Raw genomic sequence first — 23,377 nt, forward strand, 5'->3', positions numbered from 1 at the left:
TCTTACTCCTTATGCTGCCGAGATCTTGCAGAGAGTGGCCTTGGTCTCCTGCATCTGGGTGACGGAATCATAGCCATAGGTCTGGGCGGTGTTGCTGCTTTCGCCGAGCACATAGGGGTCTGCCCCGCTCGGGTATTTGTCGCGCAGGTCCTTGCCTTCGAAATGACCGCCGAAATGGAAGGGCATGAAGGCGACTCCGGCCCCGACCCGCTCGGTGATCATCGCCATGACCTTGACCTTGGTCCCTTCGGCCCCTTCAACCCAGACTTGTGTCCCGTCGCGGATACCCAGGTTGTTGGCGTCCCTCGGGTTGATCTCGACGAACATGTCCTGCTGAAGTTCGGCCAGCCAGGGGTTGGAGCGGGATTCCTCGCCGCCGCCCTCGTATTCAACCAGGCGCCCCGACGTCAGGATCATCGGGTAATCCTTGGAAAAGTCGTTCTTCTGGATCGAGGCATACATGGTCGGCAGGCGATAGAACTTGCGATCCTCGTAGGTGGGATAATCGGCCACCAGATCGCGGCGCGGCGTATAGAGCGGCTCGCGATGGACGGGGATCGGGTCGGGGAAGGTCCAGACCACGGCCCGCGCCTTGGCATTGCCGAACGGGGCACAGCCATGGGCGATGGCAACCCGCTGGATTCCGCCCGACAGGTCGGTTTTCCAGTTGGTCTTGGGCCCGGCCACGGCGTCGATTGCGGCACGTTCCTCGGCGCTCAGGTCGCCATCCCAGCCGAGATCCATCAGCATCTGCATGGTGAATTCGGGATAGCCGTCCTGGATCTCGGAGCCAACGGAATAGACACCATCCGCCAGCAGGTTGTCGCCATCGCGTTCCACCCCGAACCGGGCGCGGAAGGTCAGACCACCCTCTGCCACCGGTTTGGACATGTCATAGAGGTTCGGCGTGCCGGGATGGTTCATCTCGGGCGTGCCCCAGCAGGGCCAGGGCATGCCGTAATAATCCCCGTCCGCCGGGCCGCCGATCGCCTGCAAGGTGGTGCGGTCGAACGTGTGCTGGTTGGCCATGTGCAGCTTGATCCGCTCGGGCGACTGGCCCGTATAGCCCACCGTCCACATGCCGCGATTGAATTCGCGGGTGATGCTCTCGACATTGGGGGTTTCGGGGTTGTCCATCTCGATATTGCGGAACAGCCGGTCGGCCCAGCCGAACTTGTTGGCGAACTTGGCCATGATGACCTCGTCCGGCAGGCTTTCAAACAGCGGTTCCACCACCCGGTCGCGCCATTGCAGCGAGCGGTTCGATGCGGTGACCGAACCACGTGTTTCAAACTGCGTGCAGGCGGGCAGCAGATAGACGCCATCGCTGCGGTCATGCAGCACCGCCGAAACCGTCGGATAGGGATCGACCACGACCAGCATGTCAAGCTGCTCCATCGCGGTCTTCATTTCCTTGCCGCGCGTCTGGCTGTTGGGGGCGTGGCCCCACAGGACCATGGCGCGCACCTTGTCGGGGTTGTCCATGTTGTCCGGGTCTTCGAGCACGCCATCGATCCAGCGGCTGACCGGGATGCCGGTGACATTCTGCAACGAGCTTTCCTTGCCCTCGCTGTCGGTCATGCTGGCGAACTGGGCCGCGAGCCAATCGGGGTCTTCATCCCAGACACGCGCCCAATGCGCCCATGCGCCCGCCGAAAGGCCGTAATAGCCGGGCAGGGTGTGCGACAGGACGCCAAGATCCGTGGCCCCCTGAACATTGTCATGACCGCGGAAAATATTGGTGCCGCCGCCGGAAACGCCCATGTTGCCAAGCGCAAGTTGCAGCACGCAATAGGCGCGGGTGTTGTTGTTGCCATTGGTGTGCTGGGTGCCGCCCATACACCAGATCACGGTGCCGGGGCGGTTGTTCGCCATGGTCCGGGCCACGCGGCGCAGCTGGCTGCCCGGTGTGCCGGTGACGCGCTCGACCTCTTCCGGGGTCCAGCGGGCGACCTCTTCGCGGATCTGGTCCATCCCCCAGACGCGGGTGCGGATGAACTCCTTATCCTCCCAGCCGTTGTCAAAGATGTGCCACAGGATACCCCAGACCAGCGCCACGTCGGTGCCGGGACGGAAGCGCACATACTCATCCGCATGGGCCGCCGTGCGGGTAAAGCGCGGATCGCAGACGATCAGAGGCGCGTTGTTCTGTTCCTTGGCTTTGAGCAGGTGAACCAGCGAGACCGGATGCGCCTCGGCGGGGTTGCTGCCGATCAGGAAGATCGCCTTGCTGTTGTGGATGTCGTTATAGCTGTTGGTCATGGCGCCGTAGCCCCATGTGTTCGCCACGCCGGACACCGTTGTTGAGTGACAGATGCGCGCCTGGTGGTCGACATTGTTGGTGCCCCAATAGGCCGCGAACTTGCGGAACAGATAGGCCTGTTCGTTGTTGTACTTGGCCGAGCCAAGCCAATAGACGCTGTCGGGCCCGCTTTCTTCGCGGATTTTCATCATGCCGTCGCCGATCTCGTCGATCGCCTGTTCCCAGCTGATGCGCTTCCACTCGCCGCCTTCCTTTTTCATGGGGTATTTCAGGCGGCGTTCGCCGTGGGCGTGTTCGCGAACCGCGGCCCCCTTGGCGCAATGCCCGCCAAGATTGAACGGGCTGTCCCAACCCGGTTCCTGTCCGATCCAGACACCGTCCTGGACCTCGGCAATCACGGTGCAACCGACCGAGCAATGGGTGCAGACGGATTTGACGGTTTCAACCGCGGCTCCGGCGGCGGTCTGGGCGTTGGCGGGGGCAACCGTGCCGCCCGTGGCGCTGATCGCGGCGAGCCCGCCGATGGCAAGCCCCGAACCCCGCAGAAATGCGCGGCGATCCACGGATGTCTCTGTAACGTCAGACAGGATACTTGCCCGTTGGGGACGACGTGATCCCCCGTTGGTCTTTTTCCTTAGCATGTTCTTTCCTCCGTGCTGGCCAATGCGGCGGGCTGGGTGTCTCCGGTTCGGCGTTGTCAGGGCATCATGCGGTCGCCTGTTTCGGAGCCCGTCGTCCGGTCAGGAGTGCCGGGCGCGGTCGTGGTTTGGGGCGCGGCTCAGAACCGGGCCGATTCGAGATAGGCGCGGGTATGTGCCGTGTCCTGAAGCCGGGTCTCGTCAACCGGCAGGGCGGCGGCCTCGGCCTGGGAACCACCAAGCGCGGCGGCGGCAACCGCCGCGGGGGCCGCGCTGCCCGCCAGTTTGAGGAAATCGCGGCGGCTGCTGCCGTCTTCCTTGGGTTTGCGCATCGGAGTGTCTCCTTTCCGTTATGCGATGTGCCCCGTCGGCGGGGCGGTGAAGGGCGGGATCAACCCGCGAGCATCCTGAAACCGTCGCGTTCGATCTCCATGAAGATCCGGCCGGCGGTGCCGACCGAAGCGTAGAGAACCGAATGTTCCGCGGCTTCGAGATCCGAATAAAAATGCCCGGCCCAGGGGCCGATATGGCGCGACCAGAAGGTTTTCTGATCGTCCAGCGGTGCCGGGGTGCCAAAGCGGCCGACGATCATCCCGGCCATCATCTCCATCAGGCTGGCGATGTTGTCCTGGGGTTCGTAGACATTGGGCGCGCGGCTGATTCCCCGCGCGGCCATGTCCGCGCGCAGCTGGGCAAGGGGTTTCTCGTTGAGGAATCCGGTGAGATAATAGCTTGCATAAGGCAGCAACTCGCCCCGGCCCAAGCCGATGAAGAGCGCGTTGAACTCGCGCTCGGCGGCGGCAGGGCGGGTGACACGGGCGACCCGCGCCATCGCGCCGATCGCACGGCCCAGATCGCTGTCGTCGCCGTCAAGCGCCACCATCTGGTCAAGCACCAGCTGGTCCGGCGGGCCGGCCAGCAACAGGCCGAGAAAGTTGTAGAAATCCGCGCGCAGCCGGTCTTCGGCGGGTACGTCGGTGGCGGATATGGCGGCGTTGGTCATTCAGGTGGCCTCGCGTGCTGCGGGGAAATCGAAACGCATCCGGCGGGCCGTGGGGCGGTCGACAGGCGCGTCGGGGTCCCCGTGGGGGACCGCCTCCTTGCCTGTGTCGGCCGCCGGGGCGGCCTCCGCCACGCGGGCCGCGACCGTTGTGCCCGGCTCGTCCGCGGAGTTGTCCGGGGCAGGGTCAGGGTCAGCGACTTCGGCATTCGCGGTGCTCGCGGCCTTTGAGGTTTCGATATGGGCCAGCATGCCCTTGCCCACCTGGTAGGCCGATTTCAGGTTGTCGATGACGGTGGCCTTGTCGGTAAAGTCTTCGCCATAATCGACCAGGCCGTCCACGTTGGCCAGAACCGGGTTGAGCCGCCAGAAGCGCCGCAATGCCCGGCGTCGCAGGCGGTCGGGGACGAGCCGGTCCATGAAGGCGCTGACATTGTCGTCAGCCCCGAGCGTATCGGGATCCGGCAGGTTCAGTTCCCGCAGGATCTCGGCATCGTCGCGGGTTTCAAGCGCGGCGCGTCGTTGGTCGATCTCGGCCTCGGCCATCGCCTGGGCTTCGGTGCCGGATTCGGCCTCGACGGCGGCGCGTCGGCGCGACCAGAAATCACCGTGATCGCGCGGGTTCATGACAGCCCCCTGCCGGGTGCCCGGTAGACATCGGAGTCCTGCCGGATGCGGGCGTCGCCCTTGCCGTCCTGCAAGAGATCGATCCGCTCGCGGTCGCGGCGGCGCTTGACGAAGGTTTCATGTTCGTGATGCGCGAGCGCGAAATCCCGTACCCATGCGACGAGCCCCTCGGGCATCGGCACTTTTTCGACGATGTCCTCGCCATTGTCGGCATAGTCCTGACCTTCATAGGGCGACGCCGTCAGGAGCAGCATGGTCAGCGGCGCGCCTTCGTCCCCCTCGTCGCGCATCACGACATAGATTGACGGGCTGTGATCGGACAGGTTTGCAAGATAGGCTTCGGTATCGCTGGCCCAGAGCGTCAGGGGCAGCGTCGCGGCATGGTATTCCACCGCCTCGCCCTCGCGCCGCAGCGTAACCCACCGGGCCGGCGCGGCCCCGGGCAGAACGGCGACCGCGGACCAGTTCCATTTCACCCAGCGGGTGACACCGGGCGTCTTGCGAACAACTACCCCAAGGGGCATTTCGATCTTGTTTCCGACCGCTTGTGACACGTTTCCTCCCTCACGCGCCCGTCGACTATGGGACAGAATTCTGATTTCGCCAAGTTTTTTGCTCGCGCCCGTGTCGACCTGCGACCAAAGTCGTAGTCGTTCGGGGCGGTTGCGCCGGTTGCCGCGCGGTTCCGGCTTTACCTTGCAGACATGCTTGGCCTAGGCTCGCGTGACGCCGCTGCCGGGGTGCAGCGACATGGAACCGGGGAGGGATGCCATGGCCAAGTCACTGATCCTGTGTGATTGCATGGGGACACAGCGCATCGATCCGGAGGTCATTTCCGAAGCTTGCGGGGTGACATGTTCACGTGTTCACACGGCGCTTTGCACCACAGAAACCATGTCCGCCGCAGCGTTGATGGAGCAGGGCGACGCGATTGTCGCCTGCGGGCAGGAGCGGTTGCGCTTTGAGGAATTTGCCGAGGAAGTCGGAGTGGAGCCGCCGGGATTCGTCGATCTGCGGGATCGGGCGGGCTGGTCGCGGCAGGGGGCGGATGCGACGCCCAAGATGGCGGCGCTGGTGGCCGAGGCGCTGTTGCCCGCATCCGGGCGGCGCAGCATCGACGTGGTGTCGGAGGGGGTGTGTTTCATCACCGGCCCGGGCGAGGTGGCGCTGGAGCTGGCGGCACAGCTTGCCGATGCCCTGGCCGTCACGGTGCTGTTGACCGACGATACCGAGCCACCGGCGGTGCGCAGCTTTGACGTGGTGCGAGGGCGGCTGACGCGGGTCAGCGGGGCGTTTGGCGGTTTCGAAATCCTGATCGACGCGCTGCGGCAGATCGCACCGGGCGGGCGCGGTGCCTTTGGCTGGACCGAACCACGGTATGGTGCGCGTTCGACCTGTGACATGGTGATCGACCTGACCGGAGCCGCCCCGATGGTGCCGGCCCCCGACAAGCGCGAAGGTTATCTGCGTGCCGATCCGCGCGACCGGAGCGCGGTGCAGCGGGTTGCGTTCGAAGCGGTTCAGATGGTCGGGACATTCGAAAAGCCGCTCTATCTCAGGCTGGACGAGTCCCTTTGCGCGCATTCCCGGGCGGGACAGGTCGGCTGTTCCAACTGTCTGGATAGCTGCCCGACAGGTGCGATCGTGCCCGATGGCGACCACGTGGCGATTGACCCGATGGTGTGCGCCGGGTGCGGTGCCTGTGCCGCGCTGTGCCCGTCGACGGCGATCACCTACCAGGACCCGCCGGTCGGGCATGTGATCGCCCGGATGTGCGCGCTGGCCGAGGGATTCCGGGCCGCCGGGGGGCATGCGCCGCGCCTGTTGGTGCATGACGCGCATGGGGCCGAGATGATCCGTCTGGCCGCGCGGTTTGGACAGGGGCTGCCGGCGGATGTGATCCCGCTGGAGCTGGGCGTGGTGTCCGGGTTCGGCCATGCGGAGATGCTCGCGGCGCTGGCGCAGGGCTTTGCCTCGATCCATGTGCTGCTTGGGCCCGCGACCGAACGGGATGCATTGTCACGCGAGGCCGGGCTTGCCGAGGCGATGGGCGCGGGCGGGCGGGTGACGGTGCTGGACGAGGCCGATCCCGACCTGATGAGCGATGCGCTCTATGCCGCCACCGCCGGGCCGGTCGATGTTGCGCCGGTCCTGACGCTGGGCAATCGCCGCCAGATCGCGCGGCTGTCCGCGCAGGCGTTGAACCCGGCGGCGGATGCTCCGCTGTCCCTGCCCGAGGGCGCGCCCTATGGGGCGGTTCTGGTTGATGCCGACGCGTGCAGCCTGTGCCTGTCTTGCGTGTCGCTTTGTCCGTCAGGCGCGTTGATCGACAATCCGGACAAGCCGCAATTGCGGTTCCAGGAGGATGCCTGCCTGCAATGCGGGATATGCCGCACGATCTGTCCCGAAGAGGCGATCACGCTCGCGCCAAGGATGGACACCAGCGATGCCGCCCTGACGCAGCGCGTGCTGAACGAGGAAGAGCCCTTTGCCTGTATCGAATGCGGCGCGCTGTTCGGGGTGAAATCGACGGTCGAGCGGGTGATGGACAAGCTGGCGGGCAGCCATCCGATGTTCGCCAGCAGCGAGCAGGCCAGGATGATCCAGATGTGCGATGATTGCCGGGTCAACCGCCAGTTCCACAGTACCGACAATCCGTTCGCGGGCAAGGACAAGCCACGGGTTCGGACCACCGAGGATTACCTGTCGGGGCGGCGGGATCACTGAAAGGCGAGCGGTGCACCGAGATCGGCGGCGCGGGTGCGCGCCACATGGGCAATGATCGCGTCGATATCATCCACCGTCAGCTCGAGCGGTACGATGGGCGGCGGGCGTTCGGGATCAAAGGGCGGGGTCACGCCGTCAATCTGGGTAAAGGCGCCATGGGGGTTGCGGATAAAGAATTGCTCGAACCGTTCGAGCCAGTCGGGCAGGCTGCGCAGCACCGCAAAAGAGGGGGTCGAGCCCAGCCCGTTCATCCGGTTTTCGGGGCCGACCACGTGACAGCGCCCGCAATGCAGCAACGACAGCTCCGCCCCGCGCGTGACATCGCCGGAGGGGGCCGGGGCCTTGACCGTTTCCGTCACCCCGAACCGCGCGGAAAAGGGGTGGCCCTGATCCGGCCGGAATCCGTCGATGGTGGATTTGCCCACCTCGGAGAGCAGCCAGTCAAGAAATCGCTGGTGGCGCGGGTCATCGCCAATGCGCAGATGATAGGTGGTGGTGCCGTCGCGGAACACCGGCACGCCCGGCGGCGAGACGCCAAGGACCATAGGGCCGGATGGATCGGCAACCACCCGGATCGAGGTCTTGAGCGAAAATCGCGGCAGGATATGTTTCAGCAGGCCGCTGTCGGTCACGCGGTCCGGCGCCGCGAGACCAACGCTGTCCTGGGCGGCGACCGGGCTGGAACTCAGCAACAGAGTGAGGCAAAGAAGCAGCGCACGCATCTTGCGGATCCTACGGGGGCATGGGGCGCTGCGTCAATTGCAGGAACCGGATGGAGAGACAGACGATGAGCGAAGATTTCAACATGTCGATGCGCAAATTCCTCAAACAGGTGGGTGTCACCAGCCAGCAGGCGATCGAGGACGGTTTGCGCAAGGCGGGCGAAACCCGGGGCAAGAGCTATGAAGCCAGGGTGGTTCTGACCATCGACGGGCTGGATGTCGAACATGTGGTGACCGGCACCATCAAAGGGGCCGAATAGACCATGGCAACGCGCGAATCGGTTCTGGCCGAGCTGAAACAGATCACCGATCCCGCAAGCGGGCAGGACATTGTCGCCGCCGGGATCGTGCGGGCGCTGAACGTCGAAGGCGGCGCGGTGCGGTTCGTGCTGGAAATCGACCCGGCCCATGCCAAGGCGATGGAGCCGGTCCGCGCCGAGGCCGAGGCGCGGGTGCGGGCGCTGGATGGTATTGCAACCGTGTCGGCGATGTTGACCGCGCATAGCGACAAGGCACCGCCCGATCTGAAACCGGCCAAGCCGGCGGAACCCAAGGGGCCGCAAAAGGTGCCGGGGGTCGACCGGATCATCACCATTGCCTCGGGCAAGGGCGGTGTCGGGAAATCGACCGTATCGGCAAATCTCGCCTGTGCGCTCGCCGCCGAGGGGCGGCGTGTCGGTCTGCTCGATGCGGATGTCTATGGCCCCAGCCAGCCGCGTATGCTGGGTGTTTCGGGGCGTCCGGCCAGCCCGGATGGCAAGACGATCCTGCCCCTGCGCAACCATGGCGTCACGATGATGTCGCTGGGCCTGATGACAAACGAAGATCAGGCCGTGGTCTGGCGCGGCCCGATGCTGATGGGGGCGTTGCAGCAGATGATGATGCAGGTGCAATGGGGGGCGCTGGATGTGCTGGTGGTCGACCTGCCGCCGGGCACCGGGGACGTGCAACTGACCCTGTGCCAGAAATTTGCCGTTGACGGGGCAATCATCGTCAGCACGCCGCAGGACGTGGCGCTGTTGGATGCGCGCAAGGGGATCGACATGTTCAAGCAACTGAACACGCCGATCCTGGGCATGATCGAGAACATGAGCACGCATGTCTGCTCGAATTGCGGTCACGAAGAGCACGTGTTCGGCCATGGCGGCGTTGTTGCCGAGGCCGACAAGCTGGGCGTTCCGCTGCTCTCGGAAATCCCGCTGCACCTGGATATCCGGCTCGCCGCCGATGGGGGGGCACCGGTGGTGGTGAGCAAACCCGACAGCCCGCAGGCCGAGGCGTTTCGCCATGTCGCCCGCAACCTGATCGCCAAGGGGCAGGCATGACCCGGACGCCACGCTTTCCGCCCTTGATGGTCGGCGTGGCGGTCGCGGGGCGCGACGACCCGTTCGATATGGCCCGCGTCATGGCGGCGCGCGGCTGTGACAGCGGCACCATCGTGCACAATGTGCAGGCCGACCGTCTGCGGGCCGCGATGGTGTTCGCGCCCGAGGTGACGGTCGAGGACGCCATGGTGATGCTGCCCCTGTGCGGTGTCGGGTTCCAGAATGCACTTGGGGCGCTGTCCCCGCCCGAAGTGGCAGTGCATCTCGACTGGGCTGGCGGTATCCGGGTGAACGCCGGGCAATGTGGCCGCTTGCAGGTTGCGGTGTCGCCGGGGCCGGTGGATCAGGTGCCGGATTGGCTGGTCATCGGGCTGGACCTGGCGATTCTGCGCACCGGCGACCGTCCGGGGGATACTCCCGACGTGACGGCACTCTATGACGAAGGCTGCGCCGAAGTGGATCCGGGGCAATTGCTCGAAAGCTGGGCGCGGCATTGCCTGGTCTGGATCAACCGCTGGAGCGATGAGGGCAATGCGCCCCTGCACGACGCCTGGTCCGGGCTGCTGCATGGTATTGGCGAACCGGTTGCATATGCGGGGCTGCGTGGTTCCCTGCTTGGCGCGGATGAGCGTTTCGGTATGCTGCTCCGCGACGAGGAAACCACGCATCTGGTGCCCCTGAGCGCCCTGTTGGGAGAAAACACATGAAGCTGGCCCGGGCCATCCATTTCGACGACAGCGACCGAAACGTGTTCCACAACCCGGCGCGCACCGGCGAATGGTGCATTTCCGGCGGGTTCGAGTTTTCCAACTGGACCCAGGCCGACCTGAGCGGCAAGTCCCGGCAGGCCTTTGCAAATGGCTGGCTGGGGCTGGAGACATTTGGCCGGGTGACCTTTGTCGCCGTCACCCAGGCGGAACCAGCCGAGGTCGCAACGCTGACCGAGGCATTGGCGCGGCATTTTGTCGACCTGTATGGCGCGCCGTCGGTGGACGAGGCGCGGGGTGTCGCGCAACAGGAGATCACCCATATGGCCGATCTCTGCGACGAACATGACGCCAATACGCTGATCACCGTTTCGCGCGAGCTGACCGATGCCGGGGTGCGCGAGGCCTATCGCACGATCACGGCGCAGGCCGCCGGGCTTGACCAATTCGCGGTGCATGGCTCGCCCGATGATTGACCCGAGGGGCGTTAACCCTGTGGATCAAAGCCGGTAAAGCCGCCGTACTGGCCGGATTTATGCAGCAGCCCGGTGCCCTCGCTGCGCATGACCCGCTGCACCTCGCCAACGATGATCGTGTGATCCCCGGCATCGTGCAGCGCCGCCCGCCGGCAATCGAACCGCGCGATGCACCCTTGCAGGATCGGCACGCCCGCCGCGTCCGGCTGCCAATTGGTGGGCGAGAAATCGGTGCCGATCCGCGAGAAATGCAGCGCCAGATCCATCTGGTCCTCTGCAAGTATGTGGATCGCGTAGGCGTCCGCCGAGGTAAAGGCGTCGTAGCGCTTGGAGTGTTTGGCGGCGCACCAGAGCACCATCGCCGGCTCCAGGGAAACCGAGGCAAAGGAATTCGCCGTCATCGCCAGCGGGCCGTCCGCGGTCGCGGTGGTGACCACCGTCACGCCAGTGCCAAAACACCCGAGCGCCATGCGATAGGCGCGGCTGGTGTCAGGGCCGGGAACGATGGTGAGGTCGGACATGAACGCGTGCTCCTGTTTTTCTGAAACGTTGGGTGCCATGACTGCCGGGTTTTGTCCATGCCTCACCCCCGGTTGGGCGCGTGATGGCACCGCGCGACCACAGCTGGCACGGGAATCGGGTACAACCGGACAGGCAGCGACCCATTGTTCTCACAGCGCCTGCAATCCATGGCTCCGGCCACAACACGCCCGGATCGTTCCGCGAAACAATGGCCCGACACCACGGATTCGCAGCCGGAACGCAAGCAGCGCCGCCAGCGTCGTTTTCCACCTTGCAATACCGCGCATGTTCCGGCACATATCGCCCCCACGGAGAGGTGGCCGAGTGGTCGAAGGCGCACGCCTGGAAAGTGTGTAGGCGGGAGACCGTCTCCAGGGTTCGAATCCCTGTCTCTCCGCCACCAACCATTCGCAAACCCGAGATGAGGTTCCTAACGAGGCCTTTTTTCTTTTTGGTTCAAAGGGGTTTAGCGATGCCATCCGACTTTCGGAGACTGGTAGTTTGGCCAAAATCGGTCTCCGAACGTCCCGCGTCTCTTTCCATCCGTCCCGCACCCAGATTAAGACGGAAGTGAAAATAGTTGTCTTTTCAGAGGCTTGGCGAGAATGGACTGCGCCGCAGTTGCAGTGAATTTGACCGCTAGGGGTGCGAACAAAGACAACCGAAGGCGGCGTGGTTGTGCGTGTTGGTGCGAACGATCACGAGAAGTCTCTGATGACAAAGAGACTTTCCGCTCATAGCCTGGCGGCATGTCGAATGGGCCCTGGACAGACGAAGAAAACGATCTGATCGTCGCAGATTACTTTGCGATGCTGGCCGATGACATCGCTGGGCACCGCTATAACAAGGCCGAGCATCGACGGGCGCTTCTGCCGTTGCTGAACGATAGATCTGAGGGATCGGTCGAGTTCAAGCACCAGAACATCAGCGCAGTGCTAAAGGGGCTCGGGGAAGCCTGGATCCCCGGCTACAAGCCTGCATTCAATTTCCAAATGACCTTGGTGGATGCCGTGGCGCGCTGGCTGGCGCTGAACCCGGCGTGGCTTGGTCGCGGTCCCGCTGCGCGACCGCCGACCGGCCTGGCTGACGCCGCGCCGATCTGGATCGGGCCACCGCCGACGCTGTCGAACCAGCCACCGCCGCAGGAGCTGGAGCAGATGCTGCACGTCGCCCGCAAATTCGATGTCGCGGCGAGAGACGAGAAAAACCGCGCCCTCGGCCGTGCCGGTGAGGAGCGCGTCCTGGCGCACGAGCGTGCAGCCCTTAAATCAGCGGGCCGCGAAGACCTCGCGCGCAACGTCCGATGGGTTTCGGAGGAGGATGGTGATGGAGCCGGCTACGATATCGCCAGCTTCGCACCGGACGGTCGTCCGCGCCTGATCGAGGTGAAAACGACGAACGGCTGGGAACGCACGCCATTCCATATCAGCCGCAATGAACTGGCCGTGGCCGAGGAGCGGCGCTCGGAATGGTCCCTGTTCCGCCTGTGGAACTTCGCGCGCGAGCCAAAAGCGTTTGAGCTGCACCCGCCGCTAGACGCGCATGTCTCTCTGACCGCGACGTCCTTTCAGGCGAGTTTTCATTGAAGGTCAGCGAAACGTTCGCTTAGCCTGCTCCTGCCATGTCTCCCCAGCCAGAAAACAAAGATCGTACAAGCTGACCATCGACGCCTCGCGCCCACATGTCAGTCGCTTCAGCACCTCCGGCGCGAGGTATGCAAGCCGTAACTGGCGGCTGACATGACGTTCGGCCAGACCGACGGCTTCGGCCAGTTCCTGGATTGTGGCGAACTCGCCCGCTTCCATGCGACGGCGCCAACTCCATGCGCGGCCGATGGCGCGCAGGATGTGGGGATCCTGTGCCTGATCCGCACTCGGGCTATGGTCGGCGGGAGGCAGGATCTTCGGTCGCCCGTTTTTCTTCCGTACCTTGAGCGGGATCAGTATGCGGATGGTGTCATTGGAATTGGTCATTCGGCGGCCTCCATCTCGCGCGGGGCGAACATCTCGCGGATGACCCCGGCGATGCCCTCCCGCCGGATATCGACCTCGAGCCCAGCGGCCGTCACCGTGATGCGTCGCACAAGGAGCTGGATGATCCGTGCTTGCTCGGCGGGGAACAGGCGGGCCCATAGCGTATCGAACTCGTGGAGCGCTCCCAACGCGTCGGCTTCGGAGATGTCGGCGGTGTTGGATTTTAGCGCCGACAATACCTGCGTGACGACCTCTGGCGTTTGCAGGATCCGTCTGATTTCGGTCACCACCGCCTCCTCGACCATCCCAGCGGCCAGCCGCGTCGGCGCGGTCTCGTCGCCGGTATCGCGGTTCCGGATCACGTCCATGGACACGTAGTAGCGGTAGAGTTTTGGGCCTTTCTTCGTGGTGGTGGGGGTCATGGCCGCGCCGGTTTCCGAGAAGATCAGCCCTTTGAGCAGCGCCGGTGTCTGTGCGCGGGTGTTGTTGGCGCGTTTGCGGGGGCTCTCCTGCAAGATGGTGTGGGCGCGATCCCAGAGGGCCTCGTCGATGATGGCATCGTGCTCGCCGGGGTAAGCCTTGCCCTTGTGGACGGCTTCGCCGCGATAAACCCGGTTCTTGAGCAACCGGTAGAGATAGCCCTTGTCGATCCGTGTCCCCTGCTTGTTGCGGGCTCCTTCGCGTCGGAGCTCCCGCGCCAGCACGGTGGCGGATCCAAGTTCGACAAAGCGCTCGAATATGTGCTGCACCTGCGCGGCCTCGTCCTCGTTCACGATGAGCTTGCGATCGACGACATCGTACCCGAGGGGGACATAGCCCCCCATCCACATGCCCTTCTTCCGGGAGGCGGCGACCTTGTCACGGATCCGCTCGGCCGTCACCTCCCGCTCGAACTGCGCGAAGCTGAGCAGGATGTTCAGCGTGAGCCGCCCCATCGACGTTGTCGTGTTGAAGGACTGGGTCACCGACACGAAGGTCACGCCGTGCCGGTCAAAAAGTTCGACCAGCTTCGAAAAGTCCATCAGGGCGCGGCTGAGGCGGTCGATCTTGTAGACCACGATCACATCGACGAGGCCATCTTCGACATCGGCGATCAGCTGTTTCAACGCTGGGCGGTCCAGCGTGCCACCGGAAAACCCACCGTCGTCGTAGCGCTCGCGCAGGCAGGCCCAGCCCTCGGAGCGCTGACTGGCGATATAGGCCTCGCAGGCCTCGCGCTGCGCATCGAGGCTGTTGAACTCCATATCGAGCCCTTCTTCCGTGGACTTGCGCGTATAGATCGCGCAGCGCAAGCGGCGGTTCGGACGCGTGTTGGTGTCCATGGTCAAACCTCCCGCGAACGGGTTTGCAGGCCGAAGAAGCGGTAACCGTTCCAGCGCGTGCCGGTAATCTCCCGAGCGATGCCGGAGAGCGACTTGTATTTGCGGCCTTGCCATTCGAACCCGTCTTTCAAAACGGTCACCGTATGCTCGACGCCGTTCCATTCACGGATGAGCTGTGTGCCCGAGACGGGATTGCGAGGGTCCGTGATCTGATGCTTGCGGCGCGCGATCCCTTCGACCTCGTCGGCGAGCAGATCGAGCATGCGCCGCGTTTCGCGATCTGGCCCGCCATAGGTGAGTTCCTGAATGCGATAGGCGAGCCTGCCTTCCAAGAATGCGCGGCTGTTGTTGGGCGCTGAGCTGCCCATCAGGGTTTCCCATTCGGCCTTCAATTCCTTGACTGACAAGGTCTTCAACGCGGCCAGACGCGACAGGACCGTTTGGTCCAGGCTGGCATCCTGGCCCGGAACGGGCGGTGTTATCTTACTCTGATGCTTCATCAATTCCTCCGATGCGGATACGTTTTCTGCGACGACCACCGCTCTTTCGGGGCGGTAAGTCCACGAAACGGTCTCCGGTTTCGGCAGATAAAGAGCTGGACTTGTCGGCAAGAACACGAACCAAGCCGACAGCGAGGATGTGGCCGATTTCTTCGAGGCGCGCCTCAGGCGACATACGCTTAGGGCATAGGGGATTGGGCCCGGAAATTGGGCCTTCTGGATCAGGTGACATGGCGGCTTTTCGCGATTGAGATGATGTCCAAACGGTATCGCGAAATCGGGAAAACACAAGTATTTCAATAATTTGTGGAAGTCTTCGACCTGTGCGAAGAGACGCGCAAATCTGCGTATGCGTTTTGTCAGTTCATTGGCCGTCCTAACCGGGCCTCATGGCGAATCACCGCCCGGAAGCGCCCATGAATTTGTCGAACGCATCGACGGTAGCTTCTTCCTCGAGTTCGGCCATCTCCCAACGCGAGGGCGCCTGGTCTGGATAGAGCAGCAATGAGATCGACATCTCATTGCCCGGGGAGAACACCGTCATCTCGCGGACCGGTTCGTTGCCCAGCCAGACCCCGGCCGGATGCTCAACGCCGTGGCGACCTGTGTCCCAAACGACTTCCTGCGCCGCCAATGACGCTGCGGGCAATTCCGTCACGATTTGGCGTGCCCGGTAGAAGATCCCGGACTTCAACAGCGGTTCGCTGGACCAGGCCCAGTCGATGAAGCCTTCCTTGCCAACCACGATCATCGCGCGCTTGTCGGTGATCGTCATCCATTTCAGGATCGCGGCTGTGAGCGATACGGCATATCGATCTGCGAGTTTGGTCATCACGTCGATGTCGACGATCCGTCCTTTGATCTGTTCGCGGAAGTCGTCCAGCGGCATCAGCAGGTAGGAGGCGAATGTGTTTGCCTCCGCCTCGATCTTGTTCCGAGCCTCATCCCAATCGGCCATGTTGCGGTTGGTGCATTGCAGTCCCTGTGGATGCAGCTGCCGGTGAAGTAGGTAATGGCCCAGCTCATGGGCCAGCGTGAAGTTGCGCCGCCCCGGCGAGCGGACCGTCTCGTTGTAGATGATGCCCCACTCTCCAGAACCGTCAGGATTGGGCATCAGCATGCCTTCGATGCCCTTGGACAGGTCCAGCCCGCCGACCATTGTGATCGGCGCGTCCGGAAAGACCTGACGCGAGAAATCCTGCGCGAGCCCCGCCACATCGATGGGGAACCGAGGCAGGCCATGGACTGCTTTGTGCAGCGACAGGATCTGCGTCAGGCGGATCGCCCAACCCTGTGGTGTCTTGGGCAGGCTCAATCCTTCTTTCCCCACATATCGATCATCTGGTTGATTTTCTGTTGGTCTTCGGGATCGAGCTTGCTGAACTTGCGGAAGAACGCCTCCTTCAGAACCTCGTCACCGGGCTCCTCGCTGTCATCGAGTAGATAGTCGGTCGTGACCTCCAGTGCTTGGGCAATGCGGGTCAGCTTTTCGCCGGACGGTTTTCGTGTATCGCGGTTCTCGAGCTCCCAAAGATAGCTTTTGCTGGAGTCGGTCAGCGCCGCGAGCTTGTCGAGGGAGTACCCCTTCTCCTTGCGGTGGCGCTTGATCTTGGCGCCGAGGGACGTGGTCATCGTATCATCCTTGATTTCCTTGGTTGGAGGACGCTTGTTCGATATGCCGAACAAAAATGTTCCGCGCAAGTAGACCTGGCGCTTTGTTCGGTATATATCGAACATGATCGTATCGCATTTTCGCGATTCTGTCGTCCTCCTCCCTCCCAGGCTTAGAAAGGCCACGTCATGACAGCGATTGCTTCCTTCCTCCGCAAAACCCCGATTCCCCGGCTGCAGGACTATTTTACCGCAGGCGGCTTCACCTCCCTTCCTCCGGTCGACTGGACCAAACCCGAGCCGGAGGTTGTCGAGCCTTTAATCAAGGCCGTCGACGACATGGACGATGCTGAAAAGCAGCGCGTCATCCTTGATGCCGGGCGCGTTGCCACCCTCGCGGATGAGCCCGGACAGAATGCCTTGCAGAATGTCGTGCTGGATCGCGCGACGTTCGACACGCTCGAAGGCCCCAACAACCGGTCACTCTGGGTGTTCTTGAATGAGGCAGACCGGTTCCGGCTGGCCGAAGAGGTCCGCTATAACGACGAGCGCCGTCGTGGGCGGTCCTGGAGCGGCTTCGGTGTCGATGAAGGTCTGAACGTAAAGAAAGACCCGATCTCGATTGCGGCCTTCACTGCCGCGATCCGTGAGCGGTTCGAAACGCCCAACGTGCATGTCGACATCTTTGATCGCCATCGGGTGATCCTCGACGGTGAAGAATGCGAACTCGTTCAGGTGGCTGTCTACCGTGAAGGCCGCCCCGAGGACACCCGTTGATGCAGACGCCACAATTTCTGCTCTTTGATCCAGTCAAATAGCACGGACCGGAAACTGCCGGTTGTCGGGCCGAAAAAGCCGAAACTCACTCCGGCGAGATACTCCGCTTTCTTTCGGCTGGTCCAGATTTCAGCACCTGTTTGATCCTTGGCGCTGTGATTTCGCAGGACCTGCATCAATCCCTTGGCCGGTTGCGGAGCATTAGCTGCGAAATGCGGTTCTAATGCAGCAAGAATGGCCCGCCCCTTCTTCTGGGCATTATCCGCAACAAAATCGGTCGGGTCCGGTCCGAATACATAAAAGGAAGAGGCCAGGAAATCGTGCGGGCATTGCAACCTGTTCTTCTTCGGCACACCGCTCAGTTGGAATTCCTCTAGCGGTAGTCCGAACCACTCCGCCGCCAGTTTCGAGGTGACCCCGGCTATGAACTTTTCGCCCTCAAAGCGCTTGCCGCGCGGTTTAACGTAGGTGTTGTTACCCTCGCCATCGCTTTCTTCCGATTGCACCTCTATCGTCAGGTTTTTCAGTGCTTTCTTGGCGACCTCATAGGCCGATGCCCTCATCTCGTCCTTGGTTAGGGTTTGGAGGTAGTCCTTCAAAATGCCACTTTCGTCATTGTAGCGATCCCCTGCATCTAGACCCAGGTACTGCTCACCGATAGAGTTATTCATTCGCCGCATGTATTCACAGGTGGAATAGCCTTCGTTCTCATTCCGGAGGATTTCCCTGACTGCTGCATCGGTACCAACCAGGACCCCATAGGAATCCGCCTCGCAAGCGCCCTGTTTGCGAATGTCGACCCAATACGCCTCACGCTTGTCACGGCAATGTTCATCAGTGTTTTCCAGGCGCAGTTTTGTTGGATTCTCTCTCGTTGGAATTTCGGATGGTACGGTGTCTGCCCCATTCTCCGAGGTATCGCCCTGTGCCGGCGCGCTCAAAAGCTGGAGCCCGTGTCGGGACGGTGCAAACGCATAATCCCTGATCGAGCGCGGCGAGTTTCTTGTGCTCAGCAATATATGCCTGCACGTTTTTTGGTCTAGGCATGCGGAGTTTTGCAAGTTGATCCAGTATTTGCGCCTTGGTTTCCGGGCTGCCGAGTGGCGAAGCATGTACTTTCTTGTCGGCTTCTAGGAAATAGTCGCCGTCATCATAGCGGGTGGCGACACGACGCCAGTCCTTCAGGCGTCCGAACATGATCTCGATCCGGTTGCGTCGTTTGAGCAGATCGGGCATGTCTACGAGGGTCTTCTCGAGCGCACCGTGGACCACGTGCACGGCGTCACGTTGCAGCTGAAAGCAAGTGCCAATGTCGGAACTAGCCTGGCGACGCTTCGCGAACTCGAACAGGCACGTGAAAGCGGGCAAGGCGCGCTGATCAAGCTTCTCCAAGACAAGACGGAACGAAGCCCAAGCGCAATCGGCGCTGACTTGTCTGAAAACGCTGACCTAAGTGACATATCGGGTCTGTTGTCCTCTTGTCGCGGTGACGCGGAGCTTCGGGATCGCATCCTGCCCTTCGTGCGCCTCCTCGAAACCGACCCTTGGGGCTTGCCTAGCCGTTCCCTCAGCGCCTGCAGCTTGTCGAGCGCGGGCTCGTTGATCAGTAGCTTGCCGGTGCCCCGGCAGGCGATCTCGGCGGGCGAGAAGTTCGGCCAGCGCCAAGCACCCTTGGGCACCTCGCGCCAGTGCTGGTAGAAAATCGTGGTCATGGGGGTCCTCCAGAAACGAAAAAAACCCGCCACGGAGGCGGGTCGATTGGACTGATAGTTTGGAGTGGCGAGCGGCTATGGACCGCCACCGAAGATTTTGAGCTTGATCGCGATGCCCGCGAGCAGCGCCAGCATCACGCCGTTGGTGATCATGCGGACGGCGGTCTGCATCGCGGTGCGGCGCACCAGCCGGACGCAGTCGAGCAATGATCGCAGATCCCGTATATCGAGCGCCGCTTCTTCACCGTCGAGACCAACATCGGCGAGCGCGCGCTTGGCGCCTTTCTCGGCGGCCCGTGCCAGCATCGCCTCGAACTCGGCGTCGGGCATGCGCACGAAACCCTGATCGGATCGGGGTGGTGTCATGAGGTAATCCTCTCTCCGATCAGCCGATCTTGCAGCCCCAAAGGGACGTGTGATCGGCCGCGAAATACCCATCCTGCGCGCGGAAATACCCATGGAGCTCAATGGTATCGCCCGCCACCAGCGGCACCATCGTCTGCAGCCAGAGGGCCGTGGCTTCCGAGACATGCGCGCCACTGATCTCGCCATAAGACCCTCGGATTTCGGTCCCGCCGTTTAGCACGAGCCGCCCGCGCATCCGGGCCGAGGTGCTGGAATTGACCTTGTAGAGCAGCGTCGCGCCGAAGAGGTAGGTGCCGTCCACGGGCGTTGTGAACAGGTTGGTCCCGGCATCAAAGGCACCCTGATCGTTATAGTCGGTGTTGTTGAGGCCGATCTTCGTCCAGCTCCCGACGCCGACATAGTTGTCGTAGTTGGTGTACGCCTTGAAGCGCGGCAATTGCGGCTGAGCGAAATGGGGGATCGTGATCACGACCGTATCGCTCTCCTGCGCAAAGAGATTCTCAAGAGCATGGCTGTCCGGCCGATACCTGACTTGCTACACCGGCGGGCAGCGAAAGACATGAATCTGTCAGGCATCGAGGTGCAGGAGGATCAGCCGATCGTATTCAGTATCAGGTCGGCAATTGCGGATGGCGGCGACCACGAGGCGCTGCTGTTCGGTGGCGACTACAATGAAAGCGACCCGCCGATGCACGCCTGGCCATTGCGGCACCTGCACCCTCGCCAGTTTCGTCGGCCCAAGCCAGCGCCCGCTGCGCTGCCCGCCTGGCGTTACCTTCTTGCCCGGCATCCGCAAGTACATCGGCGAGCCATCCGAAAATCAACGAGAGGTACAACCGCATGCCCTGCGCATCCAGCCAGTTGGCAGTAATTTCCAACTCGTTGATATTATGGAATTTTCGGCTGATTTTCCAATCTGCATAACAGAACAGACATCGGGCGGTTCCGATCAGATAAGACGCGCCTACTCGTTCCGAACGCTGGCGCGACCGCTGCGCATATGTACGCGCCTTGTGCCAGTTTCCGCGCCAGAGGTAGATGATCGAGCCGAGGTTCAGGATCGAGCTCTCAATCTCGTGCTTGAATTTCTCAACTCGTGCTAATGCCGCATCGAGCAGCGAGATCGCTGTTTCAAACTGTCCTTGTTCCGCATGGAGCATCGCAAGAACCGAGCTGGAATAGGTAGATGTTACTGGCGCATGGTCTGCCTGGGCCGGAAACCTATCCTTGAGAGCGATTGCCTTTTCTATCAAATCCCGGGCCGCCGAATAGTCGCAGATGGCTGCCAGTGCAGTTCCGTGGACGGCCATGGACTCGACTGCGAGGCGATCCAACCCGCGACTCCGGGCAAGCGCAATCGAGCGGACAAGATGATTGATCGCCTCCTGAAATCGACCCTGCACCAGCAGATTGTACCCCAGCCAGTACGATACCTCGGCCAATCTCGGTGAATCCTCTGCAGCTTCGGCCAGAGCGTTCGCGCGCTGGAGAACCGGGATGTGCTCGACCGAAGCAGAATACACGCAGGGCCTCGCCCAACGCAGTGCGATGGACAGCCAGCGATCTTGCAACTCAGGGCTGGAGGACAGGCGACCGATCATCTCGAGTGCAGTGTCATACTGGCGAATGGCCTGATCCAAGGAAGACAACGCAAGTGCCTTGTTCCCAGCCTGCTCGGCATAATCCGCGGCGGCTTCGTGATCCCCGGCCTCAACAGCATGCAATGCCAGTTGCTCGACGATATCATTCGTGCTTTCCGCATCTTCGACACGTCTGCGCAAGGCGGTGAGATAGGCGGCATGCAGCGCCTGACGGCGCGCCCTGGGGATCATGTTGTACACGACATCGCGCTTGATCCCGTGCTTGAATCTGAGCGATTCCCCTGTCAGCGTCTCACTAAGTATCCCCAGATCGCAGAGGCGCTCGAGGCTGGCGTCGGATACCTCATGACCAACCACCTCATTGAGCAGGTCAACATCGACAATCTCGCCATGGGGTGCGATGGCAAAAAGGATCGCGGCGTCACCAGGCGCAAGCAGATCGATCCGATGAACCAGCAGCGCCTGCAGGCTGGCGGACAGAGCACTGAATCCCTGCCCTTCGCCGGTATTCTCCCGCGCCATGGAATGGCATATTTCCTCCAGAAACAGTGGATTTCCACCGGATTTGTCGAACAGCAATCGGCGCAGTTTCATATCGGCTGGCCGGCGAAGAAGCTGTTCGATACACCTTTCCACTTCCCTGACATTAAAGGGCGGCAGGTGAATCTGATGCGAGGCGCGCACCAGACCATCGTCAATCGAAACTTCGCGTGACGCGATCACCAATAGGACACGGCTCACGTCGAGGATGCGCATCACGTCCTGCAGGACCAGGCGCGACGCCTGATCGATCCATTGCCAGTCGTCGACGAATATGATGGTGCGCCGGGTTTCGATGACCTCGGCAATTGCCTTTGCCATTTCGCCTGCATCGCGCAACGGCTCGGTGTGTGCAGAATTAAGCTGACGGATTATTGCATGTATAGGCTCGAACGGTGCACTTCGGTCATAATGGTTGCAGCCAACTGCGATGACGCGATCAGAGTCATCGCTGATCTCGTTGAAGAATTCAGATACAAGGCGGGTCTTTCCGACACCGGCGGCGCCATGGAGGCTTACGATCTGTGACGTCCCCGCGCAGACCTCGTTCCAGGCGAAACGCAAGATCCCAAGGAACGGCGCCCGGCCGATGAATGTGGTCTGATACCCGGCGTCAGCTTCGGCGATTGCACCACCGGCCGCGCGATCGAGCACTTGAACCTCGGGTAAACCAAGGGCGGGGTTTGGTTCTTCACTCAAGATGAACAAGTGCCGGAGGCGCCGAATGGCTTGCCTTGTGGCGCAGATTGCGGGCTCGCGGAATTGGCACGCAAGAGTGCGTGCATTGTCAAGCACCTGCCCTGAAACCTGCATCTCCGCTCCGGAAAACTCCACGTCACGCAGGTTGAGCAGGCCAGTATCCAGCCCGATTCCGAGCATGGTATCCTGCGCATCCCTTGCTGCCGACTGAATGCAGTTCTGAAAAAGGTAACGCAGGTCGATCGCCGCCTCTAGGGCATCACGCGCATCGCTCTCCCTGGCAACGGGCAGACCAAAGAGCGCACACAGATCCGCGCCGGGGTCGGAAATCAACCGGCCTCCATTGTCATGCAGAAATGTCGTGGCATTCTGAACAAACCGAAGCTTCAATTCATCAAATGCAGTGTCTGAGCATAACCGCGAAGGACGCAGGCACAAGCTCAACACGCATAGAAACTTGCGTTTCTCTGTCGGCTCCGTGTCGCCGTGCAACTCCGGCAAATGGACGGCAAGATCGTGCCGCGCCTGCCCCACCAGCGCCTGCAATTCCAGTGATGGCTCTTCCTCCCAAGCGTCCGAAAGCGCATCCCAGAGCCGTTTGTATACACGCAAAAGCTCGACGACATTTCCGGTTCGAATATGTTCTTCAATGACAGGGCGTGCGGCGATTTCAATCGAAGGGTCAATGCGATTTAGCAGCGAAGCGACAGGCAATTGCAGTTCCGGTGTCGCGCCGCTCGTCAGCTTATTAGTAAGTGCCTCGCAAACGGTGGCTTTCGTGATTCGACGGCAATCCCAAAGCCATTCCGAGAAAGCCGGGTCGAGATCTTCGAATCCATAGAGCAGGCGGTCCAGGTTGACCACGCTCCCGAAATCCGATTGTTTTGGGGCTCCGTCTCTGATCGCATCGATATCGGTTTCGATCTGTTCGCAGTCAATTTCGATGCTGTCTTTGGAAATTGTGAGAAAATTTGCACCAAAGCCGTTTAGCGTATCCTTCAGTTGATGAAGGCATTGTCGCAAGGAGGTTCGGGCCGCCGTTTCGGGTTTTTCGCTCCAGAGCAATCCGGTCAACCTGTTGCGGGATGCATATGGGTATTCGGAAAGAAGTAGGTAGGCAATTAGGGCAGCGCCCTTCGTGACTGAAATACGAATCTCAGAACCATCCAAGTCGAACAGGCGAAAACCGTCAACTAGCTGGCATCTATATGAAGCCGGTCCCGACAAAAGGTCCTCAAAATATCACGCATTCTCAGAGGCGAAAAGCAA

Annotated in this window: 25 protein-coding genes and 1 tRNA gene; 9 read left to right on the forward strand and 17 right to left on the reverse strand. The window is 61.9% G+C overall.

The genetic code is table 11. The annotated features are described in order from the left end of the window. Positions 1-9 precede the first annotated feature (9 nt). The 5 genes from ACP15R_RS15415 to ACP15R_RS15435 form a co-directional block, all read right to left on the reverse strand. Entirely contained in the window at positions 10-2,826 is a 2,817-nt protein-coding gene (locus ACP15R_RS15415; protein ID WP_424987345.1) for a formate dehydrogenase subunit alpha, read from the reverse strand. A gap of 215 nt (positions 2,827-3,041) precedes the next feature. After that, a complete protein-coding gene (locus tag ACP15R_RS15420; RefSeq protein WP_424987346.1) occupies positions 3,042-3,233 on the reverse strand; it encodes a ubiquinol-cytochrome c reductase iron-sulfur subunit N-terminal domain-containing protein in 192 nt (63 codons plus the stop codon). 59 nt (positions 3,234-3,292) lie between these two features. After that, positions 3,293-3,904 carry a TorD/DmsD family molecular chaperone gene (locus ACP15R_RS15425; protein WP_424987347.1) on the reverse strand — a complete coding sequence of 204 codons (612 nt, stop codon included), beginning with the start codon at positions 3,902-3,904 and terminating at the stop codon, positions 3,293-3,295. After that, positions 3,905-4,528, reverse strand: coding sequence for a DUF3306 domain-containing protein (locus tag ACP15R_RS15430; RefSeq protein ID WP_424987348.1), 624 nt, complete (start codon positions 4,526-4,528; stop codon positions 3,905-3,907). Next, positions 4,525-5,082 (reverse strand): DUF3305 domain-containing protein, encoded by a 558-nt coding sequence (locus ACP15R_RS15435; protein WP_424987349.1) that lies wholly within the window; start codon positions 5,080-5,082, stop codon positions 4,525-4,527. The genes ACP15R_RS15430 and ACP15R_RS15435 overlap by 4 nt, the downstream gene beginning before the upstream one ends. Before the next feature lie 217 nt (positions 5,083-5,299). Between ACP15R_RS15435 and ACP15R_RS15440 the strand changes: the two genes are divergently transcribed. Further along, positions 5,300-7,255, forward strand: coding sequence for a 4Fe-4S binding protein (locus tag ACP15R_RS15440; RefSeq protein WP_424987350.1), 1,956 nt, complete (start codon positions 5,300-5,302; stop codon positions 7,253-7,255). On the opposite strand, the gene ACP15R_RS15445 is transcribed toward ACP15R_RS15440, so the two are convergent. Beyond that, entirely contained in the window at positions 7,249-7,977 is a 729-nt protein-coding gene (locus ACP15R_RS15445; protein WP_424987351.1) for a hypothetical protein, read from the reverse strand. The two genes, ACP15R_RS15440 and ACP15R_RS15445, sit on opposite strands and share 7 nt — an antisense overlap. A 65-nt stretch (positions 7,978-8,042) precedes the next feature. Here ACP15R_RS15445 and ACP15R_RS15450 point away from each other — a divergent pair, with 65 nt between their 5' ends. The 4 genes from ACP15R_RS15450 to ACP15R_RS15465 are packed head-to-tail and all read left to right on the forward strand — an operon-like array spanning position 8,043 to position 10,485. Further along, a complete protein-coding gene (locus tag ACP15R_RS15450) occupies positions 8,043-8,237 on the forward strand; it encodes a DUF6494 family protein (RefSeq protein WP_424987352.1) in 195 nt (64 codons plus the stop codon). A 3-nt stretch (positions 8,238-8,240) separates the two neighbouring features. Beyond that, positions 8,241-9,302 carry an Mrp/NBP35 family ATP-binding protein gene (locus tag ACP15R_RS15455; protein ID WP_424987353.1) on the forward strand — a complete coding sequence of 354 codons (1,062 nt, stop codon included), beginning with the start codon at positions 8,241-8,243 and terminating at the stop codon, positions 9,300-9,302. Continuing rightward, complete coding sequence (locus ACP15R_RS15460) at positions 9,299-10,009, forward strand: DUF4444 domain-containing protein (RefSeq protein ID WP_424987354.1); 711 nt, start codon at positions 9,299-9,301, stop codon at positions 10,007-10,009. The genes ACP15R_RS15455 and ACP15R_RS15460 overlap by 4 nt, the downstream gene beginning before the upstream one ends. Beyond that, positions 10,006-10,485 carry a DUF6505 family protein gene (locus tag ACP15R_RS15465; protein ID WP_424987355.1) on the forward strand — a complete coding sequence of 160 codons (480 nt, stop codon included), beginning with the start codon at positions 10,006-10,008 and terminating at the stop codon, positions 10,483-10,485. Before ACP15R_RS15460 ends, ACP15R_RS15465 begins: the two co-directional genes overlap by 4 nt. 11 nt (positions 10,486-10,496) lie before the next feature. Here ACP15R_RS15465 and ACP15R_RS15470 read toward each other — a convergent pair whose 3' ends face one another. After that, positions 10,497-11,006: a flavin reductase family protein gene (locus ACP15R_RS15470; RefSeq protein ID WP_424987356.1), complete on the reverse strand. Its 510-nt coding sequence runs from the start codon at positions 11,004-11,006 to the stop codon at positions 10,497-10,499. Positions 11,007-11,317: 311 nt separating this feature from the next. Here ACP15R_RS15470 and ACP15R_RS15475 point away from each other — a divergent pair. Both ACP15R_RS15475 and ACP15R_RS15480 read left to right on the forward strand, forming a co-directional pair. Next, a tRNA-Ser gene (locus ACP15R_RS15475) sits at positions 11,318-11,407 on the forward strand. 349 nt (positions 11,408-11,756) lie between these two features. Then, positions 11,757-12,593 (forward strand): DUF3883 domain-containing protein, encoded by an 837-nt coding sequence (locus tag ACP15R_RS15480; protein ID WP_424987357.1) that lies wholly within the window; start codon positions 11,757-11,759, stop codon positions 12,591-12,593. Between the two features lie 3 nt (positions 12,594-12,596). Here ACP15R_RS15480 and ACP15R_RS15485 read toward each other — a convergent pair whose 3' ends face one another. The 5 genes from ACP15R_RS15485 to ACP15R_RS15505 form a co-directional block, all read right to left on the reverse strand. Further along, positions 12,597-12,980, reverse strand: coding sequence for a hypothetical protein (locus ACP15R_RS15485; protein WP_424987358.1), 384 nt, complete (start codon positions 12,978-12,980; stop codon positions 12,597-12,599). After that, positions 12,977-14,302: a recombinase family protein gene (locus ACP15R_RS15490; RefSeq protein WP_424987359.1), complete on the reverse strand. Its 1,326-nt coding sequence runs from the start codon at positions 14,300-14,302 to the stop codon at positions 12,977-12,979. Before ACP15R_RS15490 ends, ACP15R_RS15485 begins: the two co-directional genes overlap by 4 nt. A gap of 2 nt (positions 14,303-14,304) precedes the next feature. After that, the gene (locus ACP15R_RS15495) at positions 14,305-14,802 is read right to left on the reverse strand and encodes a DUF2924 domain-containing protein (protein WP_424987360.1); all 498 of its coding nucleotides are present in this window, start codon (positions 14,800-14,802) and stop codon (positions 14,305-14,307) included. A 397-nt stretch (positions 14,803-15,199) separates the two neighbouring features. Continuing rightward, positions 15,200-16,117: an ImmA/IrrE family metallo-endopeptidase gene (locus ACP15R_RS15500; RefSeq protein WP_424987361.1), complete on the reverse strand. Its 918-nt coding sequence runs from the start codon at positions 16,115-16,117 to the stop codon at positions 15,200-15,202. After that, positions 16,114-16,539: a helix-turn-helix domain-containing protein gene (locus ACP15R_RS15505; RefSeq protein WP_424987362.1), complete on the reverse strand. Its 426-nt coding sequence runs from the start codon at positions 16,537-16,539 to the stop codon at positions 16,114-16,116. The genes ACP15R_RS15500 and ACP15R_RS15505 overlap by 4 nt, the downstream gene beginning before the upstream one ends. Before the next feature lie 63 nt (positions 16,540-16,602). On the opposite strand from ACP15R_RS15505, the gene ACP15R_RS15510 reads away from it, so the two are divergent. After that, positions 16,603-17,190, forward strand: a complete 588-nt coding sequence (locus ACP15R_RS15510) for a hypothetical protein (protein ID WP_424987363.1) — start codon at positions 16,603-16,605, stop codon at positions 17,188-17,190. Here ACP15R_RS15510 and ACP15R_RS15515 read toward each other — a convergent pair. Both ACP15R_RS15515 and ACP15R_RS15520 read right to left on the reverse strand, forming a co-directional pair. Next, the gene (locus ACP15R_RS15515; RefSeq protein WP_424987364.1) at positions 17,157-18,131 is read right to left on the reverse strand and encodes a hypothetical protein; all 975 of its coding nucleotides are present in this window, start codon (positions 18,129-18,131) and stop codon (positions 17,157-17,159) included. The two genes, ACP15R_RS15510 and ACP15R_RS15515, sit on opposite strands and share 34 nt — an antisense overlap. Beyond that, complete coding sequence (locus ACP15R_RS15520) at positions 18,025-18,426, reverse strand: hypothetical protein (protein WP_424987566.1); 402 nt, start codon at positions 18,424-18,426, stop codon at positions 18,025-18,027. The genes ACP15R_RS15515 and ACP15R_RS15520 overlap by 107 nt, the downstream gene beginning before the upstream one ends. A gap of 27 nt (positions 18,427-18,453) precedes the next feature. On the opposite strand from ACP15R_RS15520, the gene ACP15R_RS15525 reads away from it, so the two are divergent. After that, complete coding sequence (locus tag ACP15R_RS15525) at positions 18,454-18,888, forward strand: hypothetical protein (RefSeq protein WP_424987365.1); 435 nt, start codon at positions 18,454-18,456, stop codon at positions 18,886-18,888. A gap of 89 nt (positions 18,889-18,977) precedes the next feature. Here the strand turns inward: ACP15R_RS15525 and ACP15R_RS15530 are convergent, their stop codons facing one another. The 3 genes from ACP15R_RS15530 to ACP15R_RS15540 all read right to left on the reverse strand — a co-directional run bounded on the left by ACP15R_RS15530 (position 18,978) and on the right by ACP15R_RS15540 (position 23,173). After that, positions 18,978-19,268, reverse strand: coding sequence for a DUF6127 family protein (locus ACP15R_RS15530; RefSeq protein WP_424987366.1), 291 nt, complete (start codon positions 19,266-19,268; stop codon positions 18,978-18,980). A gap of 19 nt (positions 19,269-19,287) precedes the next feature. Continuing rightward, on the reverse strand, positions 19,288-19,737 hold the full coding sequence (locus ACP15R_RS15535) for a hypothetical protein (protein ID WP_424987367.1): 450 nt from the start codon (positions 19,735-19,737) through the stop codon (positions 19,288-19,290). A 142-nt stretch (positions 19,738-19,879) separates the two neighbouring features. Continuing rightward, a complete protein-coding gene (locus ACP15R_RS15540) occupies positions 19,880-23,173 on the reverse strand; it encodes an AAA family ATPase (RefSeq protein ID WP_424987368.1) in 3,294 nt (1,097 codons plus the stop codon). Positions 23,174-23,377: the final 204 nt, after the last annotated feature.

Source organism: Microbulbifer sp. S227A, assembly GCF_049800935.1.

Bases quoted from the DNA above. Each gene is read 5' to 3' on its own strand.
- ACP15R_RS15420 (WP_424987346.1), bottom strand. From the start codon at position 3,233: ATGCGCAAACCCAAGGAAGACGGCAGCAGCCGCCGCGATTTCCTCAAA.
- ACP15R_RS15425 (WP_424987347.1), bottom strand. From the start codon at position 3,904: ATGACCAACGCCGCCATATCCGCCACCGACGTACCCGCCGAAGACCGG.
- ACP15R_RS15430 (WP_424987348.1), bottom strand. From the start codon at position 4,528: ATGAACCCGCGCGATCACGGTGATTTCTGGTCGCGCCGACGCGCCGCC.
- ACP15R_RS15440 (WP_424987350.1), top strand. From the start codon at position 5,300: ATGGCCAAGTCACTGATCCTGTGTGATTGCATGGGGACACAGCGCATC.
- ACP15R_RS15445 (WP_424987351.1), bottom strand. From the start codon at position 7,977: ATGCGTGCGCTGCTTCTTTGCCTCACTCTGTTGCTGAGTTCCAGCCCG.
- ACP15R_RS15450 (WP_424987352.1), top strand. From the start codon at position 8,043: ATGAGCGAAGATTTCAACATGTCGATGCGCAAATTCCTCAAACAGGTG.
- ACP15R_RS15455 (WP_424987353.1), top strand. From the start codon at position 8,241: ATGGCAACGCGCGAATCGGTTCTGGCCGAGCTGAAACAGATCACCGAT.
- ACP15R_RS15460 (WP_424987354.1), top strand. From the start codon at position 9,299: ATGACCCGGACGCCACGCTTTCCGCCCTTGATGGTCGGCGTGGCGGTC.
- ACP15R_RS15465 (WP_424987355.1), top strand. From the start codon at position 10,006: ATGAAGCTGGCCCGGGCCATCCATTTCGACGACAGCGACCGAAACGTG.
- ACP15R_RS15470 (WP_424987356.1), bottom strand. From the start codon at position 11,006: ATGTCCGACCTCACCATCGTTCCCGGCCCTGACACCAGCCGCGCCTAT.
- ACP15R_RS15480 (WP_424987357.1), top strand. From the start codon at position 11,757: ATGTCGAATGGGCCCTGGACAGACGAAGAAAACGATCTGATCGTCGCA.
- ACP15R_RS15485 (WP_424987358.1), bottom strand. From the start codon at position 12,980: ATGACCAATTCCAATGACACCATCCGCATACTGATCCCGCTCAAGGTA.
- ACP15R_RS15490 (WP_424987359.1), bottom strand. From the start codon at position 14,302: ATGGACACCAACACGCGTCCGAACCGCCGCTTGCGCTGCGCGATCTAT.
- ACP15R_RS15495 (WP_424987360.1), bottom strand. From the start codon at position 14,802: ATGAAGCATCAGAGTAAGATAACACCGCCCGTTCCGGGCCAGGATGCC.
- ACP15R_RS15505 (WP_424987362.1), bottom strand. From the start codon at position 16,539: ATGTTCGATATATACCGAACAAAGCGCCAGGTCTACTTGCGCGGAACA.
- ACP15R_RS15510 (WP_424987363.1), top strand. From the start codon at position 16,603: ATGACAGCGATTGCTTCCTTCCTCCGCAAAACCCCGATTCCCCGGCTG.
- ACP15R_RS15520 (WP_424987566.1), bottom strand. From the start codon at position 18,426: ATGCCCGATCTGCTCAAACGACGCAACCGGATCGAGATCATGTTCGGA.
- ACP15R_RS15530 (WP_424987366.1), bottom strand. From the start codon at position 19,268: ATGACACCACCCCGATCCGATCAGGGTTTCGTGCGCATGCCCGACGCC.